The organism is Pseudonocardia sp. P1, from assembly GCF_000178675.2.
Taxonomy (GTDB): Bacteria; Actinomycetota; Actinomycetes; order Mycobacteriales; family Pseudonocardiaceae; genus Pseudonocardia.
Genome location: NZ_ADUJ02000001.1, coordinates 3,631,042 through 3,649,208, shown reverse-complemented (window position 1 = coordinate 3,649,208; position 18,167 = coordinate 3,631,042). Strand labels below are relative to the sequence as shown.

Annotated in this window: 18 protein-coding genes; 14 read left to right on the top strand and 4 right to left on the bottom strand. The window is 72.6% G+C overall.

Features of this window, described 5'->3' with window-relative positions; translation table 11 throughout:
• Positions 1-180 precede the first annotated feature (180 nt).
• The 3 genes from PP1_RS16690 (at position 181) to PP1_RS16680 (ending at position 3,645) form a co-directional block, all read left to right on the top strand.
• Positions 181-1,290 (top strand): LLM class flavin-dependent oxidoreductase, encoded by a 1,110-nt coding sequence (locus tag PP1_RS16690; protein ID WP_010230594.1) that lies wholly within the window; start codon positions 181-183, stop codon positions 1,288-1,290.
• A 47-nt stretch (positions 1,291-1,337) separates the two neighbouring features.
• Positions 1,338-2,099 carry an SDR family NAD(P)-dependent oxidoreductase gene (locus PP1_RS16685; RefSeq protein WP_202796378.1) on the top strand — a complete coding sequence of 254 codons (762 nt, stop codon included), beginning with the start codon at positions 1,338-1,340 and terminating at the stop codon, positions 2,097-2,099.
• Between the two features lie 91 nt (positions 2,100-2,190).
• Positions 2,191-3,645 (top strand): phenylacetate--CoA ligase family protein, encoded by a 1,455-nt coding sequence (locus PP1_RS16680; protein ID WP_010230599.1) that lies wholly within the window; start codon positions 2,191-2,193, stop codon positions 3,643-3,645.
• A 21-nt stretch (positions 3,646-3,666) separates the two neighbouring features.
• Here PP1_RS16680 and PP1_RS16675 read toward each other — a convergent pair whose 3' ends face one another.
• The gene (locus PP1_RS16675) at positions 3,667-4,317 is read right to left on the bottom strand and encodes an FMN-dependent NADH-azoreductase (RefSeq protein WP_010230601.1); all 651 of its coding nucleotides are present in this window, start codon (positions 4,315-4,317) and stop codon (positions 3,667-3,669) included.
• A gap of 92 nt (positions 4,318-4,409) precedes the next feature.
• Here PP1_RS16675 and PP1_RS16670 point away from each other — a divergent pair, with 92 nt between their 5' ends.
• The 3 genes from PP1_RS16670 (at position 4,410) to PP1_RS16660 (ending at position 6,146) form a co-directional block, all read left to right on the top strand.
• A complete protein-coding gene (locus PP1_RS16670; RefSeq protein ID WP_227012739.1) occupies positions 4,410-4,892 on the top strand; it encodes a MarR family winged helix-turn-helix transcriptional regulator in 483 nt (160 codons plus the stop codon).
• A 154-nt stretch (positions 4,893-5,046) separates the two neighbouring features.
• Positions 5,047-5,664, top strand: coding sequence for a stage II sporulation protein M (locus PP1_RS16665; RefSeq protein WP_010230607.1), 618 nt, complete (start codon positions 5,047-5,049; stop codon positions 5,662-5,664).
• A gap of 53 nt (positions 5,665-5,717) precedes the next feature.
• Positions 5,718-6,146, top strand: a complete 429-nt coding sequence (locus PP1_RS16660; RefSeq protein WP_010230610.1) for a (R)-mandelonitrile lyase — start codon at positions 5,718-5,720, stop codon at positions 6,144-6,146.
• A gap of 47 nt (positions 6,147-6,193) precedes the next feature.
• Here PP1_RS16660 and PP1_RS16655 read toward each other — a convergent pair whose 3' ends face one another.
• The gene (locus PP1_RS16655; protein WP_139324008.1) at positions 6,194-7,942 is read right to left on the bottom strand and encodes an ABC transporter ATP-binding protein; all 1,749 of its coding nucleotides are present in this window, start codon (positions 7,940-7,942) and stop codon (positions 6,194-6,196) included.
• Positions 7,943-8,368: 426 nt separating this feature from the next.
• On the opposite strand from PP1_RS16655, the gene PP1_RS16650 reads away from it, so the two are divergent.
• The 4 genes from PP1_RS16650 (at position 8,369) to PP1_RS16635 (ending at position 11,108) form a co-directional block, all read left to right on the top strand.
• Positions 8,369-8,776 (top strand): YciI family protein, encoded by a 408-nt coding sequence (locus tag PP1_RS16650; RefSeq protein WP_010230615.1) that lies wholly within the window; start codon positions 8,369-8,371, stop codon positions 8,774-8,776.
• Positions 8,777-8,784: 8 nt separating this feature from the next.
• Positions 8,785-9,924: an RNA polymerase sigma factor gene (locus PP1_RS16645; RefSeq protein WP_075314881.1), complete on the top strand. Its 1,140-nt coding sequence runs from the start codon at positions 8,785-8,787 to the stop codon at positions 9,922-9,924.
• Between the two features lie 39 nt (positions 9,925-9,963).
• Positions 9,964-10,800: an alpha/beta fold hydrolase gene (locus PP1_RS16640; protein ID WP_010237802.1), complete on the top strand. Its 837-nt coding sequence runs from the start codon at positions 9,964-9,966 to the stop codon at positions 10,798-10,800.
• A gap of 71 nt (positions 10,801-10,871) precedes the next feature.
• Entirely contained in the window at positions 10,872-11,108 is a 237-nt protein-coding gene (locus PP1_RS16635; protein ID WP_010237800.1) for a hypothetical protein, read from the top strand.
• Here PP1_RS16635 and PP1_RS16630 read toward each other — a convergent pair.
• Positions 11,063-13,957 carry an FAD-binding and (Fe-S)-binding domain-containing protein gene (locus PP1_RS16630; protein ID WP_212592124.1) on the bottom strand — a complete coding sequence of 965 codons (2,895 nt, stop codon included), beginning with the start codon at positions 13,955-13,957 and terminating at the stop codon, positions 11,063-11,065. The genes PP1_RS16635 and PP1_RS16630 overlap by 46 nt on opposite strands.
• A 120-nt stretch (positions 13,958-14,077) precedes the next feature.
• On the opposite strand from PP1_RS16630, the gene PP1_RS16625 reads away from it, so the two are divergent.
• Positions 14,078-14,764 (top strand): GntR family transcriptional regulator, encoded by a 687-nt coding sequence (locus PP1_RS16625; protein ID WP_212592125.1) that lies wholly within the window; start codon positions 14,078-14,080, stop codon positions 14,762-14,764.
• A 46-nt stretch (positions 14,765-14,810) separates the two neighbouring features.
• Here the strand turns inward: PP1_RS16625 and PP1_RS16620 are convergent, their stop codons facing one another.
• A complete protein-coding gene (locus PP1_RS16620; RefSeq protein WP_083697283.1) occupies positions 14,811-15,221 on the bottom strand; it encodes a MarR family winged helix-turn-helix transcriptional regulator in 411 nt (136 codons plus the stop codon).
• Positions 15,222-15,326: 105 nt separating this feature from the next.
• Here PP1_RS16620 and PP1_RS16615 point away from each other — a divergent pair, with 105 nt between their 5' ends.
• The 3 genes from PP1_RS16615 to fmdA all read left to right on the top strand — a co-directional run bounded on the left by PP1_RS16615 (position 15,327) and on the right by fmdA (position 18,094).
• Positions 15,327-16,412 (top strand): substrate-binding domain-containing protein, encoded by a 1,086-nt coding sequence (locus PP1_RS16615; protein ID WP_029239530.1) that lies wholly within the window; start codon positions 15,327-15,329, stop codon positions 16,410-16,412.
• A gap of 76 nt (positions 16,413-16,488) precedes the next feature.
• Positions 16,489-16,776, top strand: coding sequence for an FmdB family zinc ribbon protein (locus PP1_RS16610; protein ID WP_010230050.1), 288 nt, complete (start codon positions 16,489-16,491; stop codon positions 16,774-16,776).
• Positions 16,777-16,840: 64 nt separating this feature from the next.
• A complete protein-coding gene (fmdA, locus tag PP1_RS16605) occupies positions 16,841-18,094 on the top strand; it encodes a formamidase (RefSeq protein WP_010230048.1) in 1,254 nt (417 codons plus the stop codon).
• The last annotated feature ends 73 nt before the right edge of the window (positions 18,095-18,167 follow it).

Genomic DNA, 18,167 nt, shown 5'->3' with positions numbered 1-18,167 from the left:
GTTATCAATCAAGCCCCGATGCGTGATCCGCACGAAAATACCCGGTTCATCTGCGCTGGTCCGGAAGGACCTTGACACCCCGGGGTGAAGCAGATCACTGTTTGCCACACATAAAACGACCCTGCGTTTGGCAACGATGGGTGCCGGGCGCCGGACGACTGCGGCCAGGAGGTCCGACCGATGCGGTTCGGCTTGTTCACGATGCCCGAGCACCCCCCGAACGAGAACTGGACGCTGTCCTACGACCGGGACATCGACGACATCGTCCTGGCCGAGAAGCTCGGGTTCTCCGAGTACTGGATCGGTGAGCACCACACCGGCGGCTACGAGAACGTGCCGGTCCCCGAGTACATGATCGCCAAGGCGTCCGCCGTGACCAGCCGGATCCGCCTGGGCACCGGGGTGATCAACCTGCCGTACCAGGACCCGTTCCAGGTGGCCGAGCGGATGGCGTTCCTCGACCACCTCACCCACGGCCGCCTCGAGTACGGCTTCGGCGGCGGCGGGCTGCCCACCGACCAGGCCCTCTTCGGGCTGGAGCGCTCGGAGGCCGCCCCCCGCACCACCGAGGCCCTGGAGATCATCTGGCAGCTGCTCACCTCCGAGGACCCGGTGAGCTACGAGGGCGTCTACTGGAAGTACGAGAACCGGCAGCTGCAGGTCGGTCCGTACCAGGACGTCCCGCCGTTCGCGATCGCCGGCCTGACGGGGACGCACAACTACGCGCGCTGCGGTGGGAAGGGCTGGAAAGCCCTGTCGGTCTACTTCGCACCGACCGACAACCGCGGTTACACCGACGCGCCCGACCTGCTCGCCCACGGTGCGGCGCTCACCGGTGCGGCCGAGGAGGCCGGCCTCGACCCGGCCGTCGCGCGGCAGAACTGGCGGGTCAGCCGCGAGGTCTACGTGTCGGACAGCAAGAACCAGGCGATGAACGAGATCCGGGAGGGGGTCCGGCGCTCCTACGAGTACCTGCTGGGTCTCGGCCTCGGTGCGCTCATGAAGAAGGGTGAGGGCATGGACGACGCCGACCTCACCTTCGAGTGGATGGTCGAGGAGATCCCCTGGATCATCGGCAGCCCCGAGGACTGCACCCGCCAGATCAAGGAGCTCGAGGAGCAGACCGGCGGCTTCGGCACCTTCCTGATCAACACCCGGGACTGGGTGACCACGGACAAGTGGAACCGGTCGCTGGAGCTCTTCGCCCGCTACGTCACGCCGCAGTTCACCCCGCGGGAGAACCTCGCGCGCCGCGCGAAGCTCGCGGACGTCGCGCTCGGCAAGGCCTGACCCGTCCGGCACCGGACCCCCGACTTCCCACCGACATCGGAGTGAGCATGAACAGGTTCGACGGCAAGGTCGCCGTCGTCACCGGCGGTGTGCAGGGCATCGGCCGCGGCATCGCGCTGCGGCTGGCGTCCGAGGGCGCCGCCGTGGTGATCGGCGACCTGCAGGACGACGACACGACGGCCCGGGAGATCGTCGACGGCGGAGGGAAGGCCGCCCACGTCGTGATGGACGTGCGGAAGCCCGGGGACTGGAAGCGCCTCGTCGACGAGGCGGTCGGCGGCTTCGGCGGCGTGCACGCCCTCGGGAACGTCGCAGGCGTCACCAACACCCTCGGCCCGGACAACGTGGTCGATCTCGACGAGGCCGGGTGGGACCACGTCGTCGACACCGACCTCAAGGGCGTCTGGCTCGGGATGCAGGCCGTGATCCCGCGGATGCTGGCGGACGGTGGCGGTGCCGTGCTCAACATCGCCTCGATGGCGGCGTTGAAGGGGCTGGAGAACCTCGCCGCCTACTCCGCGGCGAAGGGCGGGGTCGTGAGCCTCACCCAGCAGGTCGCGATGGAGTTCAGCCCGCGCGGGATCCGGGTGAACTGCATCTGCCCGGGCACGATCGACACACCGATCCTCGCCGGCATCACCGACAGCATGCGGGAGAACTTCGTCTCCGCCCACCTCATCCCGCGTCTGGGCACGCCTGCGGACATCGCTGCCGCGGCCGCGTTCCTGCTGTCCGACGACGCGAGCTTCTGCACCGGCGAGGTCCTCCCGGTCGACGGCGGCTGGAACACCAAGGGCAGCGCCGGCTGATCTCCGGTCCGGGGCCGCAGCGGACGACCGCCGGCCCCGGACCGGCTCTGCGGTCCGAGGACCACCGACGACACGTGACGAGAGGACCCGCATGAGCACCGCCGCCGGGCCGCGTGCGGCCGACCGGGACGGACGCGGCTTCCCGCGCTACTGGGACCAGGAACGCGAGACCCGCGACCCCCGTGACCGGGACGCGGTGGTCCTCGATCGGCTCCGGCACCAGCTGCACTACGCCTACGAGCAGCTGCCGTTCTACCGACGGCACTACGACGCCCACGGTTTCCACCCCGACGAGGTGCGCTCGCTCGAGGACTTCACCGCGAAGGTCCCGGTGATCACCAAGAAGATGCTGGTCGCCGACCAGGCCGAGCATCCGCCGTTCGGCAGCTACACCCGGGACTTCACCGGCGCGGACGGGTCGAGCGGGCTGGCCCGGATCCACGGCTCGTCGGGGACCTCGGGCACGCCCACCCTGTACGCCGTCTCCCACGGCGACTGGGACCGTGCTGCCGACGTGCACGCCATGGCCCAGTGGTGTGCCGGCATCCGCCCGGACGACATCGCCCAGGTCGGGTTCCCGTTCGGCCTGTTCTTCGGTGGCTGGGGTGTCCTGCAGGGCCTCGAACGGATCGGCGCGACGGTCTTCCCGCTCGGCGTCACCGACTCCGAGCGGCACCTCGAACTGATCACGCGGCTCGGCTCGACGGTCTTCACCGCCACGCCCTCCTACTGCATCCATCTGCTCTCGGTGGCCGAGCGGATGGGCATCGACCTCGCGTCGGGCTCCGTCCGCACCCTGCTGGTGGGCGGCGAGCCCGGGGGCTCCCTGCCCGGGACACGCCGGATCATCGAGCAGGGCTGGGGCGCCACCGTGGTCGACGCGGGCTCCACGTCGGAGATGTATCCCTTCCAGACCAGCGTCGGGTGCACCGCAGGCACGGGCACCCACCTGATCTCCGACGAGGTGCACGTGGAGGTGGTCGGGACGGACGACCCGCACACGGCGCTGCCGGTCGGGGACCGGGGCGCGGTCGTCTACACCCACCTCTGGCGCGAGTCCCAGCCCATGATCCGCTTCGCGCCGGGGGACGAGACCTACTTGGACGACGGCGGCCCGTGCCCGTGCGGACGCACCTACCCGCGCATGCCGGAGGGCGTCCTCGGGCGGCTCGACGACATGCTCGTCGTCCGCGGGGCCAACATCTTCCCCTCGGCCGTCGAGACCGCGCTGCGCACGGTGGACGAGCTCGGCCCCGAGTTCCAGATCCGGGTGACCCGGCCCGATGCGCTCGACGAGATCAGCGTCCACACCGAGCTCTCGCACCACACCGCGGCGGCCCTCACCGCCCTGCCCGCGCCGGACGCCGCCGCGGCGCGGGACGCGCTGGCCCGGCGGGTGGAGAACGCCCTGCGGCTCGCGGTGAACATCAGGGTGCCGGTGCGGCTGCTGGAACCCGGTGCCCTGCCCGAGACGACCTTCAAGGCCCGGCGCGTGGTCGACGAGCGCGAGCGGCACGCCCCCGTCCCCTCGGGGGCTATCTCCTGAGGGTCGCCGACGGGCCCCGGCTCACGCCACCGCGACCGCACCCGCGCACCGCGCTCCCGCGGCCTGCGCCTCGGCGCGGGCCCGGTCGCGGTTCTCCGCGGCGAGCGGGCGCAGCTCGCTCATCGCCGGCACGACGTCGGCGAGGGTCAGCTCGGCCTCGATCACTCTGACGTCACCGCCCCAGACGTCGCCGAACATGCGGACGAGCCATCCGGTGCCGTGGTCCCATCCCTCGCGCGGGGTGCCCGGGCCGTAGCCGCCGCCCCGGGAGACGACGAGGACGACGGGCTTCCCGGCCAGCGGCGTCGCGCCGGGGGCGAAGCGGGCGTCGGTGACGATCGTGTCCACCCAGGTCTTGAGGTGGGCGGCGACGTTGAAGTTGTACAGCGGGGACCCGATCACCAGGGCGTCCGCGGCGATCGCCTCGTCGGCGAGTCGCTCCGTCTCCCGGACCGCCGCCTGCTGTTCGGGGGTCCGATCGGAGTCGGCCACGGCGCCGGCGACGACCCCCGTGTTCCAGAGATCGATGGGCACCGGCTGCACGCCCAGGTCGCGGCGGACGACCGTGGCCTCCGGCCGCGCCTCGCGGTAGGCGCGCTCGACGACGTCGGTGATCTCGCGGCTCACGGAGTTCTCGGTACGGATGCTCGAGTCGAGTCGGAGCAGGGACATGGCGACCTCCGGTGGTGATCTCTCGCGAAGATGTTCTGTTTAACAGAATATCTGCGCGGCAGAACGCATTGGCAAGCGCGTATCCTGTGACCGTGTCCACTCCGCAGATCCCGGCTCCGCAGGGCGTGGAGTGCGACCTGGCCTGGGCACTGGGACGGGTGGCCCGCGACCACGCCACGGCGGTGCAGTGCGTGATCGGGGACCTCCCCGGCGGGCAGCGTGGCTTCCAGGTGCTCGCCACCGCGGCCGGCGACGGACCGTCCACCCAGCTCGCGCTCGCCCGCAAGCTCGGCGTCGACCGCACGGTGATGACCTACCTGCTCGACGAGATCCAGGAGGCCGGCCTCGTCGAGCGTCGTCCCGACCCGGCCGACCGCCGCGCACGACGCGTCGTGCTCACCGACGCCGGGCGGGCCCGCCTGTGCGACACCGAGGCCGCGCTGCGGGAGGCGGAGGCGCGGATCCTCGCGCCGCTCTCCGGCGAGGAGCAGTCAGTGCTGCGCACGCTGCTGCGCCGGGTCGCCACCGCCGACGGCGGCTCGCCCGACGAGGGTTCCTCCGCCGCCGGTTCGTGACCGGGCGCCGGATGCCGTGACGTCCGTCCCGGCCCACTCCTCCTTCGGTCGGCAGGTCCCGGCCGCTCGACCGATCCGGTCAGCCGGACGGCGTCCCTACCGTCGCCACCGGATCCGGGCAGGGCACCCAGCCGGCCCGGGAAGGGGTGACCACATGAGACTCGTCCGCCCGGCGTTCACGCTCGTCCGCGACAACCTGCGCGCCTACCTCGTCCTGAACGCCCTCATGTACGGGCTGTGCCTCGTCGGGATGGCGACGGCGCTGGTCCTCCCCGAGCTGACCGCCGCCCGGACGGCAGCGCTGGACGGAGACGGGACGACCGATCTGGTCGTGTCCCTGCTCGGCAACGTCTGGCTGTTCAGCCTCACGATCTTCGCGGTGAACACCGTGACCGTCGGCCTGGCGATGATCCTGCTGCCGTCGCTGGTCGTGCCGTTCGCCGGGATCGCCCTCGCCGGGTACAAGGCGTTCGAGTTCGGGGTCGCCCTCGCGCCGGTGGACGAGACCGTGGCGACGATGCTGATCCCGCACTCGCTGACGATGCTGATCGAGTTCCAGGCCTACGTCGTGGTCATGTTCGCCGCCTACCTGATCGGGCGCGCCTGGCTGCGCCCGCAGGCCGTCGGCGCGGAGAGCCGACGTCAGGGGTACGTCGCCGGGCTGCGGCAGGCCGGTCGGCTCGCCGTCCCCGCGCTGGTGCTGTTCGTCGTCGGCGCGGTGTACGAGGCCTTCGAGATCATCTACCTGATCCCGCCGCTGCTCGCGGCATGAGGCCGGTGGGTCCGGCTCGTCCCGGCAGCCCGCAGGTCGTACCGTCCGGAGACATGCAGATCACCCGTAGTGGTCCCGACACCCGTAAGGGCCCGGCCGACGCGTTCACCGGTGACGTCTACATCGATCCCGTCGCGGAGCCCGCCGGGACCTCGACGTTCGCCGCGGCGCTCGTGCACTTCACCCCCGGCGCGCGGACCGCCTGGCACACCCACCCGCACGGCCAGACGATCTACGTCACCGAGGGGGTCGGGCTGTGCCAGCGCGAGGGCGGACCGGTCGAGGTCGTCCGTGCCGGGGACCGGGTGTTCTTCGAGCCGGGGGAGAACCACTGGCACGGCGCGGCACCGAACCGGTTCATGGTCCACGTCGCGATGCAGCAGAACGACGAGACGGGTACTCCCGTCACGTGGGGCCGCCAGGTCACCGACGACGAGTACGCGGCGGAGAGAAATTCCGCCGGCGGTGTCGAGAACAACTGACCGGCTCCGCCCCGGAGTGCGAGCTGCCGGGGAGGAACGCGGCTCGTTCACGGTTCGTCGCTGCGCGTCGTGACGCGCCCGGCTTCGAGGTCGAGGACGAGGTCACTGCTGCCGATGGTGGATCGGCGGTGGGCGATGACTAGCAGCGTGCATCGGGCCCGGAGCCGGCGGAGGGTGGCGATGACGGCAGCCTCGGCCTCGCCGTCCAGGTGGGCGGTCGGCTCGTCGAGGAGCAGCAGGGACGGCTTGGCCACCAGTGCCCGTGCGATGGCGATTCGCTGCCGTTGGCCACCGGAGAGGGTGACGCCGCGGTCTCCGACATGGGTGTCGAGTCCGTCGGGCAGGCTCGCGTACCAGTCGTAGAGGTGGGTCTGGCGGAGCGTGTCGATGATCTCGTGGTCGGCGGCGTCGGGCGCAGCGAAGCGCAGGTTGTCGCGCAGGTTGCCCCAGAGGATCGGCGCTTCTTGCTGGACGTATCCGATCGCGCTGCGGTATTCGGGCAGCGGCACACCCCCGATCTCGCGTCTGTTCAGAAGGATGATGCCGCGGTCGGGACGATAGAACTGTTCGACGAGCGAGAAGATGGTGGTCTTACCGGCGCCGGAACGACCGACGATGGCGGCGTACGCGCGGGCGGGGACGGTGAAGGAGGCCCCCTCGAGAACCGGCGTGTCGTCGTAGCGGAAATGAACGTCGCGGAACTCCAGCTCGACCGGGGCGTCCGGACGGCGACGGATGAGAGGTTCAGCCGGGTCGTCGGGCGGAGCTCCGTGGTCCTCGCCGCGCTCGCCGAGGAGCTGCTTGATGCGGTGCAGTGCTCCGAGGCCCTCCTTGATCGACGATGCCGCACCGGCGATGAGAGCGATCGGCATCACGAGCAGGGTGAGGTAGAGCAGGAACGAGACGAGGGTGGCCAGGTCGAGATCCCCGCCGGCGACACGGACGCCGCCGACCCCCAGGACCAGCAGGAACGATCCGTTGGTGGCGAGGGTCATCGCAGGGTTGACCAGGGCATCGAGCCGAGCGGCGCGCACACCGGCCTCGTATGCCTCGTCGACGCGTGCGGAGATGCGCCGCGTCTCGCGGTCCTGGGCGTTGCTGGCGACGACGGTGCGGATGGCGGACAGCGAGCTGTCCAGGTCGGCCGTCATGGCGCCGACCCGGTCCTGGGCTTGTTCCGAGGCCCGCTGGATGCCGGTCAGGACGACGCCGACGACGGTCCCTGCTGCGAGCACCGCGACGATGACCAGCGCGAACAACGACCAGTCGAGGTAGATCATCAAGGCGATGGCGCCGAGGAGCGAGACGACACCGACCAGGGCGTCGACGATGCCCGACGACACCGAAGCCCGCAGCAGGGTCGTGTCGGTGCCGACGCGTGAGAGCAGATCTCCGTTGCGGAACCGGTCATGTCGCGAGATCGGTAGGAACAGCGTCATACGGATCATGCGGTGCCGGATTCGCCTGACGACCTGTTCTCCGCTGCGCTGTAGCAGGAAGCTCTGCGCGGCGTCGATGAGTGCCTCACCGACGAACAGGGCGATCAGGAGCGCGATGACGCCGCCGACCGCCTCGGCCCCTGCGGCGCCCTGGATCGCTCGCATCACGAGCAGTGGTTGCACCAGGGCGAATCCGGCGCCGATCAACGCCAGGACCAACGCGGTGGCCAACGACCGACGCATCGGTCGGACGTGTTCCCACAGGTCGCTGAGTCGGGCACGGTCCGGAGGAACACATTCGGCGTCGTGTTTCCCGAGCGGTGAGGGCTCGCCCGGGCGCTGGTCGGTGAGAGTCACAGCCGTCCTTCCGGAGACGGGAGGGTGTTCCAGCTACCTTCTGTCGGATCCGGAACCTACGAATTCGGCACGTTCGACGTGGCCTGAATCGGGTAACCGTCGGCGGTGCAGCGGGTCGTCGTGGAGAAGTGCTCTACGCGCGGAGGCCGCGATGGACGCCCATACGTGACCGCCCGAAGATCGGTTCTCGTGAGAATGGAATCCCCGCGATCGGTTCGCTCCGGATGAGGATCGTGCCCGTCCATCGCTTCGTCCGGTCGACATGACACGAGGTCGCGGCGGCGGGCTGGGCAGGACCGGGCACCGAGTCGCCCGGGGCGTCACGCGGTGGGAAGAAATTCTGCCGGCGGTGTCGAGAACGGCTGACCGGCTCCGTCCCCGTGGTGCGAGCGGCCAGGATGGGCCGCACACACCGAGGAGACGACGATGGCCAAGTACCTGCTGCTCAAGCACTACCGCGGAGCTCCGGCGGCGGTGAACGACGTGCCGATGGACCGGTGGACGCCGGAGGAGGTCTCGGCGCACATCCGCTACATGAACGACTTCGCGGCCCGGCTCGAGGGGACCGGGGAGTTCGTCGACGGCCAGGCGCTCGCCCCCGAGGGGACCTTCGTCCGGTACGACGGCGAGGGCCGCCCGCCGGTCACCGACGGCCCCTTCGCCGAGACGAAGGACCTCGTCGCCGGCTGGATGGTCATCGACGTGGACAGCTACGACCGCGCCGTCGAGCTGGCGGGCGAGCTGTCGGCGGCCCCCGGCGCCGGCGGGAAGCCGATCCACGAGTGGCTCGAGCTGCGCCCGTTCCTGACCGCGCCGCCGACCATCACCGAGTGACGTCACCGGTGGACGAGGCACTGCTGCGCAGCCTCGCACCGAGCGTGCTCGGGATCCTCGTCCGCCGCGGAGCCGACTTCGCGGCGGGCGAGGACGCGGTGCAGGACGCGTTGCTCGAGGCGTGGCGGGTGTGGCCGGACGATCCGCCCCGCGACCCGAAGGGCTGGCTGGTCACCGTGGCGTGGCGCCGGTTCCTCGACGCGACCCGCGCGGACGTGGCCCGCCGGCGGCGCGAGGACGTCGCCGACACCGAGCCGGAACCCGGGCCCGCACCGGACACCGACGACACGCTGCAGCTCTACTTCCTGTGCGCGCACCCGTCGCTGACCACGTCGTCGGCGGTCGCGCTGACGCTGCGGGCCGTCGGCGGGCTGACGACCCGGCAGATCGCGCAGGCGTACCTCGTGCCCGAGGCGACGATGGCCCAGCGGATCAGCCGCGCCAAACGCACCGTCTCGGGCGCGCGGTTCGACCGCCCCGGCGACGTCGCGACCGTGCTGCGGGTGCTCTACCTGGTCTTCAACGAGGGCTACTCCGGCGACGTCGACCTGGCCGCCGAGGCGATCCGGCTCACCCGGCGGCTCGCGGCGGCGATCGACCATCCCGAGGTGGCGGGGCTCCTCGCCCTCATGCTGCTGCACCACGCCCGCCGCGCGGCCCGGACCGCACCGGACGGCAGCCTGGTCCCGCTCGCCGAGCAGGACCGACGCCGGTGGGACACCGACGCGATCGCCGAGGGCGTCGCGATCCTGCAGGCCGCGCTGGGCCGCGACCGGCTGGGCCAGTTCCAGGCGCAGGCGGCCGTCGCGGCGCTGCACGCCGACGCGCGCACCGCCGCAGAGACCGACTGGGTGCAGATCGTCGAGTGGTACGACGAGCTGGCGAAACTGACCGACAGCCCGGTCGTCCGGCTCAACCGCGCCGTCGCCGTGGGGGAGGCGGACGGCCCGGGCGCCGGGCTGGCGGCGCTCGCCGAGGTGGACGGGTCGGTGCCCCGGCACGCCGCGGTGGCCGCGTACCTGCACGAGCGGGCCGGGGACACCGCGACGGCGGCGCGGCTGTACGCGGAGGCCGCGCGGGCGGCGTCCAACGTGGCCGAGCGGGACCACCTGACCCGCCGGGCCGCCCGGCTCAACACCGGCGGCTGACCGGCCGCCGGGCCGCGCGGGATGTGCTCTGCTGGACCCATGCCGCGCACCCGGACCGACGACGGCGTCGCCCTGCACTGGGACTCCCACGGCGCGGGCGAGCCGCTGCTCCTGATCCACGAGTTCGGCGGTGACCAGCGCTCCTGGCGCCCCCAGGTCGCGCACTTCGCCCGCAGCCACCGGGTGATCACCTACGCGGCCCGCGGCTACCCGCCGTCGGAGGTGCCGGAGGACCCGGCCGCCTACTCGCAGGAGCGTGCGGTCGCCGACGCGCTCGCCGTCCTCGACGCGGCGGGCGCCGGCGCCGCGCACGTGATCGGCAACTCGATGGGCGGGTTCTGCGCGCTGCACCTCGGTCTGACCGCGCCGGGGCGGTGCCGGTCGCTCGTCGTCGCGGGGTGCGGGTACGGCGCCCACCCGGATCACGACGCGGCGTTCCGGGCGGAGTCGCGGGCGCTGGCCGACCGCTACGACGCCGAGGGGGCGGCGGCCGTCGCGGCGTCCTACGGCGCGTCACCCGGCCGGATGCTCCTGGCGGAGAAGGACCCGCGGACCTACGCCGAGCACCTGACGGTCCTCGCCGAGCACGATCCGGTGGGTGCGGCGTCGACGATGCGCGGGGTGCAGGCCGCCCGGCCCTCGCTCTACGACCTGCGCGGGCCGCTCGCCGCGATGGGCGTCCCGACGCTGCTGGTCGCGGGGGACGGCGACGACGGCATCCTCGACGCGAACCTCATGCTGCGCCGGACGCTCCCCGCCGCGGACCTCGCGGTGCTGCCCCGTTCCGGGCACCTCACGAACCTCGAGGAGCCCGACCTGTTCGCGCTGCTCGTCGAACGCTTCCACGCCCGGGTCCGCGCCGCCGGACGGCCCTGACCGGCCCTGGCCGAGACCTCCCCGGACAGGCATCCTCGGGGGACGGGGCCCGACGACCGGAGGAGCGCCGCATGGCAGCGGAGGGAACCACCGACGACCCGGACGACGAGCGCGCCCGGTCCGAGGCCGAGCTCGGCGCCGCCGTCGAGGACGCGCTCGAACCCGAGCTGAAGCGGCGACGGGCGCTGTTCGTGCAGCGGTACCTCGGTCTCGACCGCGGGGAGGGCGTCGGCCGCGCCGAGGCCCACTGGGACGACCGTCCCTACCGGGACCTCGGCGCCGACCCGCCGGACGGGCCCGCCGGCTGAGTGCCCACGCCGACCTGCCTCGCGAGCACCTCCAGCACGTGCTCGTAGGGCCGGCCGGTGGCCCGTGTCATCCCCAGCTCGCAGGTCCGGTTGCAGGACACGTGCGCGGCCGCGTCGCGCTCGCGCACCTCGGCCGCCTCGCCCGCGGTCGCCGACGCCGTCAGCTCCGGGTGCAGCATGCCCCGGTCACCGGCGAACGCGCAGCACCCCCAGGAGTCCGGGACGTGCACGTCGTCGGCCACCTCGGCGGCCAGCGTCAGCAGCGCGGTATCGAGCTGCAGCCGGGCCGACGAGCAGGTCGGGTGCACCGACACCGATGCCACCCTCGGGTGCTCCCCGAGCCGGGGCAGCACCTCGTCGACGACGAACCGCATCGCGTCGACCACCCGGACGCCGGCGTCGGCGAGCATCGTGTGGAACCCCTCGGTACACGACGACGCGTCGCCGACCACCGGCAGCTCCCCGCCGCGGGTGGCGGCCAGCACGGCGGGGACGACCCGCTCCCGCATCGCCGCGTAGCCGTCGGGCAGCCCCTTCGACGACCAGGGCGTCCCGCAGCACAACGCGTCGATCCCGGGCGGCACCAGCAGCGTGATCCCGGCCGCCGCGCACAGTGCCTCGACGCTCGCCTGCACCCCGGGTCCGTCCCCGGCCGGGCCGAACAGGGTGTTCACGCAGGCCGGCAGGTACACCGCGGCGGGCGCCGCGGCGGGCGCCGGGCGTCGCCGCCGCGGGCCGCCGCCGGGCAGCTCGCCGGACCACAGCGGGACCCGATCGGTCCCGGCCACGGCGCGGGCGGCGCGGTTGGCCGCGGTCACCCCGGCCCGGACCGGGGCAGGGGCCTTCGCCAGCGTGGTCAGTGCGGCCGAGCCGCCCCTGGTGGCCGTCGACCAGTGCTTCGCCGCCGTCGTCCAGGCGGTGCTGTCGACCCGGGACCGGTCGTCGCGGCGGAGCTTCTTGACCAGGTCACCGGTGTTGATCAGGACCGGGCACGCGGTCTGGCACATGCCGTCGACGGCGCAGGTCTGCACCGACTCGTAGTCCTGTTCGGACTCCAGCCGCCCGGCGAGCGCGGTGTCACCGGCCAGCTCGGCCTCGCGGATCGCGCGCCGGGCGGCGATCCGCTGCCGCGGTGTGAGCGTCAGGTCGCGGCTCGGGCAGACCGGCTCGCAGAACCCGCAGGAGGTGCACCGGTCGACCTCGGCATCGACCACCGGGGACAGCTTGATGTGCTTGAGGTGCATGTCCGGGTCGTCGCTGAGCACCACGCCCGGGTTGAGCACGCCGTGCGGGTCGAAGAGGCGCTTGATCTCCCGCATGACGTCGTAGAGCTCGTCGCCGTACTGGCGGCGCACGTACGGCGCCATGACCCGCCCGGTGCCGTGCTCGGCCTTGAGCGAGCCGCCGTGACCGAGGACGAGATCGACCATCTCCTCGGTGAAGTCGCGGTAGCGGCCCAGCTGCTCGTCGGTCTCGAACCGGTCGGTCAGCATGAAGTGGATGTTGCCGTCCTTCGCGTGCCCGAACACGACGCTGTCGCGGTAGGCGTAGCGGTCGAACAGCACCGCCAGGTCGCGGCAGGTGCCGGCCAGCGCCGGAACCGGGACGACGACGTCCTCCAGGAGGGCGGTGCTGCCCTGCGGCCGCGCCCCGGCCACCGACGAGTAGAGCCCCTTGCGCAGCTTCCACAGCGGGCCGCGGACGGCGGGATCGGTGCTCAGCTCGACCGGTTCGGCGGTCGGCAGCCCGGCCAGGGTCCGTCCGGCCGCGGCGACCCGCTCGGCGAGCTCGTCGTCGGCCAGCTCCTGGTACTCGACGAGCAGTGCGGCCTGCTCGCGGACCGCGATCCGGGCCACCTCGGGCGGGCAGTCGGCGAACGACTGGCCGACCCGCAGCGAGGTCGCGTCCATCAGCTCCAGCGTCGCCGCCCCGGTCGCGACCAGCTCCGGGAGCGCGGCGTTGGCGGCGAACAGGTCGTCGAACACCAGCAGCGCCGACGAGATCCGGGTGCGCAGCGGGACGGTGCGGAAGGTCGCCGAGGCGACGAAGGCCAGCGTCCCCTCGCTGCCGACCAGCAGGTGGGTGAGGATCTCGGCCGGTCCGGCGTGGTCGACGAGCGCGTTGAGCCCGTAGCCCATGGTGTTCTTCATGGCGAACTGCCTGCCGATCGTCGCGACCGACGACGGGTTCGCCAGCACCCGGTCACGGAGCACGAGCAGTCCTTTGTGAAGGTCCGGTTCGAGGGCGCGGAGGCGCTCGTCGGCGTCCGGCCCGGAGGTGTCGACGACCGTGCCCGACGGCAGGACGGCGACCACCGACTCCAGCGTCCGGTAGCTGTTCTCGACGGTGCCGCAGGCCATCCCGCTGGCGTTGTTGGCCAGCACCCCGCCCACGGTGCAGGCCGCCTCGCTCGCCGGGTCCGGCCCGAACCGCCGGCCGTGGCGGGCGAGCCGGGCGTTGAGCTGCCGGACGGTGACGCCCGGCTGCACCCGGACCCGCAGCCCGTCGTCGAGGATCTCCACGTCGCGGAAGTGCCGCCGGGTGTCGACCAGCAGCTGGTCGGTGACGCCCTGCCCGGAGAGGCTGGTCCCGCCCGAGCGGAACGTGAGCGGGACGCCGTGCCGGTGGGCGAGTGCGAGCAGCCTGCCGACCTCGGCCCCGCCGCGCGGCGCGACGACCGCGGTCGGCAGCAGGTGGAAGTGCGACGCGTCGTGCGCGCCCACGTGCCGGGCCAGCTCGCCGTCGCGCACCTGGCCGGGATCGGCCACGCACCCGTGCAGCCCGGCCAGCAGACGGGCCCGTGGGTCGTCGGTCGCGGGCTGCGGCTCGGAGCTGTTGCGTGACGCCACCGGGATCCTCCTGTCGAGCGCGGTCCGTCGGATTGTTCAGCAGAATTACTCGTAGGGCAAAGCTTCCGGCTCGACGACGGATGGTTAGGGTCTCCTCATGGAGTCGTCGTGGTAGCCCGCGTGACCGTGACGTCGGTCGTCGACGCGATCGCCGACGACCTGCGCGGCAGCGTGCTGACCGGCGAGCTGGCCCCCGGGACGTCGCTCACCGAGGCCGAGGTCGCCGGCCGCTACGAGGTCGCCCGCGCGACGGCGAAGGCGGCCATCGAGCGCCTGGTCGCGGAGTCGGTGCTGGAACGCAGCACCCACAAGACCGCGCGCGTGGTCCGGCTCGGCCCGGACGACGTGCGCGACATCTACCTCTCCCGGGCCATCCTCGAGGCCGAGGTGCTGCGGCGGCTGGCCCGTGCCGGGACACCGGTGCCCGAGGAGGCGCGCTCGGCGAACGCGGAGATCCGGCGCCGGTGGGACGCCGCCGGCTTCGACGTCGTCGAGCCGGACATGCGGTTCCACACCGCACTCGTCGACGCCGCGGGCAACGCCCGGACCAGCCGGATGTACCGCTCGCTGACGTCCGAGGTGACCCTGTGCATGGCCCAGGTGCAGGGCCGCGAGCTGCTCAGCCCGGAGATCATCATCGCCGAGCACGAGCGGATCCTCGACCTGGTCGGGGCGGGGGAGGGGGACGCCGCAGCGGCGCTGCTGGACGAGCACCTGGCGCGGGCCAGGGAGCTCCTCGCCGGTGCGCTCGGCGGGACCCCCGGCCCCGAGGCGGCGCGGCCCGGCCCGGTGTCCCCGGGGCGCTGACGCCGGCACGGGCCAGCCCGCGGTTCGGGCCAGCCCGCGGTTCGGGTCAGCCCGCGGTGCGGGATGCCGCCGGGTCGCTCCGGGCCCCCGTGGCGAGCCGGCGCAGCACGGCGTCGAGCACCGCGGCGTCGTCACCCAGTAGCTCGGCGAGCTGCGCCCCCACCTCGTCGACGGCCGCGTCCCAGCGGGTGAGCGCCTCCCGGCCCCGGGCCGAGGCGAAGATCAGCACCCGCCGCCGGTCCAGGTCGTCGGGGCGGCGCAGGACCAGGTTCGCCGCGACCATCCGGTCGACGAGCTTCGAGCACTTCGGTGCGAGCAGCAGCGCGTGCTCGGCGACGACGTTCATCGGGCAGCCGCCCCGGGCCACGAGGAGCGAGAGCACCCGCCAGCGGTCGATGTCGGCTCCCACGGCACGCAGTGCCTCCTCCATCCGATGGGAGGCCTCCCGCTCCGCCATCGAGAGGAGTCGAAGCGTCTCCGCTGGATCCGGGTGCGACATCGACAGCGACTATCCCTCCGAACGGAGCAGTTCTCGCAGGTGGAACGGTCTTAGCGTAGCGGGATGGGGGCACCGCGTCTCTCGCTACCGCCTGAGCGCCGGCGGGACGCGATCACGATGGCTCTCGTCGTCCCGCTCCAGGGACCGGCGGGAATCTTCGGTCCGTCCTGCGAGAGTTGCGGGACGCTGGCGGCCGAGGAGATCAACGCGTCGGGGGGTGTGCTGGGCCGTGAGCTGCGGCTCCTCCCGGTCGACGGCGGCGCGGCACCGGCCGACGTCGCGCGCGAGGTCGACGCGCTGATCCGGGCCGGCTCCGTCGACGCGGTGACCGGCTGGCACATCTCGGCGGTGCGCGAGGCCGTCGCGCCGGCGATCGACGGCCGGGTCCCCTACGCCTACACCGCGCTCTACGAGGGCGGCGAGCGCCGCCCCGGCGTCTTCCTCACGGGCGAGACCCCGGACCTGCAGCTCGGCCCGACGCTGGACTGGTTCGCGGGGACGGTCGGGGTCCGCCGGTGGACCATCGTCGGCGACGACTACGTGTGGCCGCGCCGGTCCGCCGACGAGGCCCGCCGCTACCTCCGCCGGATCGGCGGGACGGTGTGCGACGAGATGTACGTGCCGCTCGGCACGACCCGGTTCGACACCGTGCTGCGGCGGGTCGACCGGAGCGGCTGCGAGGCGGTGCTGATGCTGCTGATCGGCAACGACGCGGTCGAGTTCAACCGGGCGTTCGCCGCGGCCGGGATGGACCGGGACATCCTGCGGTTCAGCTCGCTGATCGACGAGAACGTGCTGCTCGCCTCCGGCGCGGACAACACCAGGGGCCTGATGACGTCCGCGGGGTACTTCGAGGACCTGGCGACGGCCTCCGGGCTGGACTTCGCCGCCGCCCACGCGCGCCGCTTCGGTCCGGAGGCGCCGGTCCTGAACAGCCTCGGCGAGTCCTGCTACGAGGGCGTGCTGCTGCTGACGTCGCTGATGCGCCGGGCCGGCTCCGCCGACGTCGGGCCGATGACCGCGGTGTCCGACGGGCTGTCCTACGAGAGCCCGCGGGGCACCGTCGAGGTCCGTGACCGGCACCTGCAGCAACGCGTGTTCCTCGCCGCCGCGGACGGTCTGACCTGGGACGTCATTCAGCAATTGTGACGGTTGACACGTCTTCGCCGCCGACTCTATGTTTCCCAGGAAACTATTTCCTCGATCATCGGCGGGGTGACGGGCAGTGGCGACCTACACCTACCGCTGCGCGGACGACGGGCCGGTCGACGTCCGCAGGCCCATCGGCACGGCGCCGGAGACCGTCGCCTGCCCGGCCTGCGGGCAGCCGTGCCCGCGCGTGGTCACCGCGCCGATGCTGGGGCTCGCCGACCGCGCCCGGACGTCGGTGATCGACCGCGCGGAGCGGTCGCGGACCGAGCCGGACGTCGTCACCTCGCTCCCGGGCCGGGGCACCCGGGTGCGGCCGTCGGCGGTGCCGGACCCGCGTACCCGGGGCCTCCCGCGCCCCTGATCCCGCCTGGAACGGCCCCAGTCCAGGCGCGACCACCCGTCATCCGATGAGAGGTGCAGTCGTCATGCCCGAGGTCGTGTTCCCGCTCGACTCCCGCAAGAAGTTCACCGACCAGCAGATCGTCGGCCACAACCGCTGGCACCCGGACGTGCCGGCCCAGGTCCGCGTCCGTCCCGGCGACAGCTTCCGGGTCGACTGCCGCGAGTGGTTCGACGGAGCCATCCACAACGACGACTCCGCCGACGACATCCTGAACGCGCCGCTCGCGAGCGTGCACGTGCTCTCCGGCCCGATCCACGTCGAGGGCGTGCAGCCGGGCGACCTGCTGATCGTGGACATCCTCGACGTCGGCCCGATCCCGCAGGAGGACTCCGGCCCGCTGGCAGGCCAGGGCTGGGGCTACACCGGCGTGTTCGCCACCCGCAACGGCGGCGGCTTCCTGACCGAGCAGTTCCCCGACGCCTACAAGGTCATCTGGGACTTCCAGGGCGGCGTCGCCACCTCGCGGCACGTCCCGCAGGTGTCCTTCACCGGGATCGTGCACCCCGGGCTGATGGGCACCGCGCCGTCACGTGAGCTGCTCGGCACCTGGAACGCCCGCGAGCAGGCGCTGATCGACACCGACCCGCAGCGGGTGCCGCCGCTCGCGCTGCCGCCGAACCCGGACTCGGCGATCCTCGGCAGCCTGTCCGGCGCCGACCTCGACCGGGCCGCGGCCGAGGCCGCACGCACCGCGCCGCCCCGGGAGAACGGTGGCAACCAGGACATCAAGAACCTCACCAAGGGCAGCCGGGTCTTCTACCCGGTCTTCGTCGACGGGGCGAAGCTCTCGATGGGCGACCTGCACTTCTCCCAGGGCGACGGCGAGATCACCTTCTGCGGGGCGATCGAGATGGGCGGGTTCATGGACCTGCACGTCGACGTCATCAAGGGCGGGATGGACAAGTACGGCGTCTCCGAGAACGCGATCTTCATGCCCGGCCGCACCGACCCGCAGTACAGCGAGTGGCTGGCGTTCTCCGGCACCTCGGTCACCCTCGGCGGCGAGCAGCGCTACCTGGACTCGCACCTGTCGTACCAGCGGGCCTGCCTGCACGCGATCGACTACCTGCAGCAGTTCGGCTACTCGGACATCCAGGCCTACATGATCCTGGGGGCGGCACCGATCGAGGGCCGGCTGTCCGGCGTCGTGGACATCCCGAACTCGTGCTCGACGGTCTACATCCCGACCGAGATCTTCGGCTTCGACGTCCGGCCGGGCAAGGACGGTCCGACCCGTATCGACCCGGGCCAGGGCGTCCCGGTCTCGCGCGCCTGACCACGGACCGCACCCGGGCTCCGGCCGGGTGCACCGCCCGGTGCCGGAGCCCGACCGCCCCCGATCCGGCCCG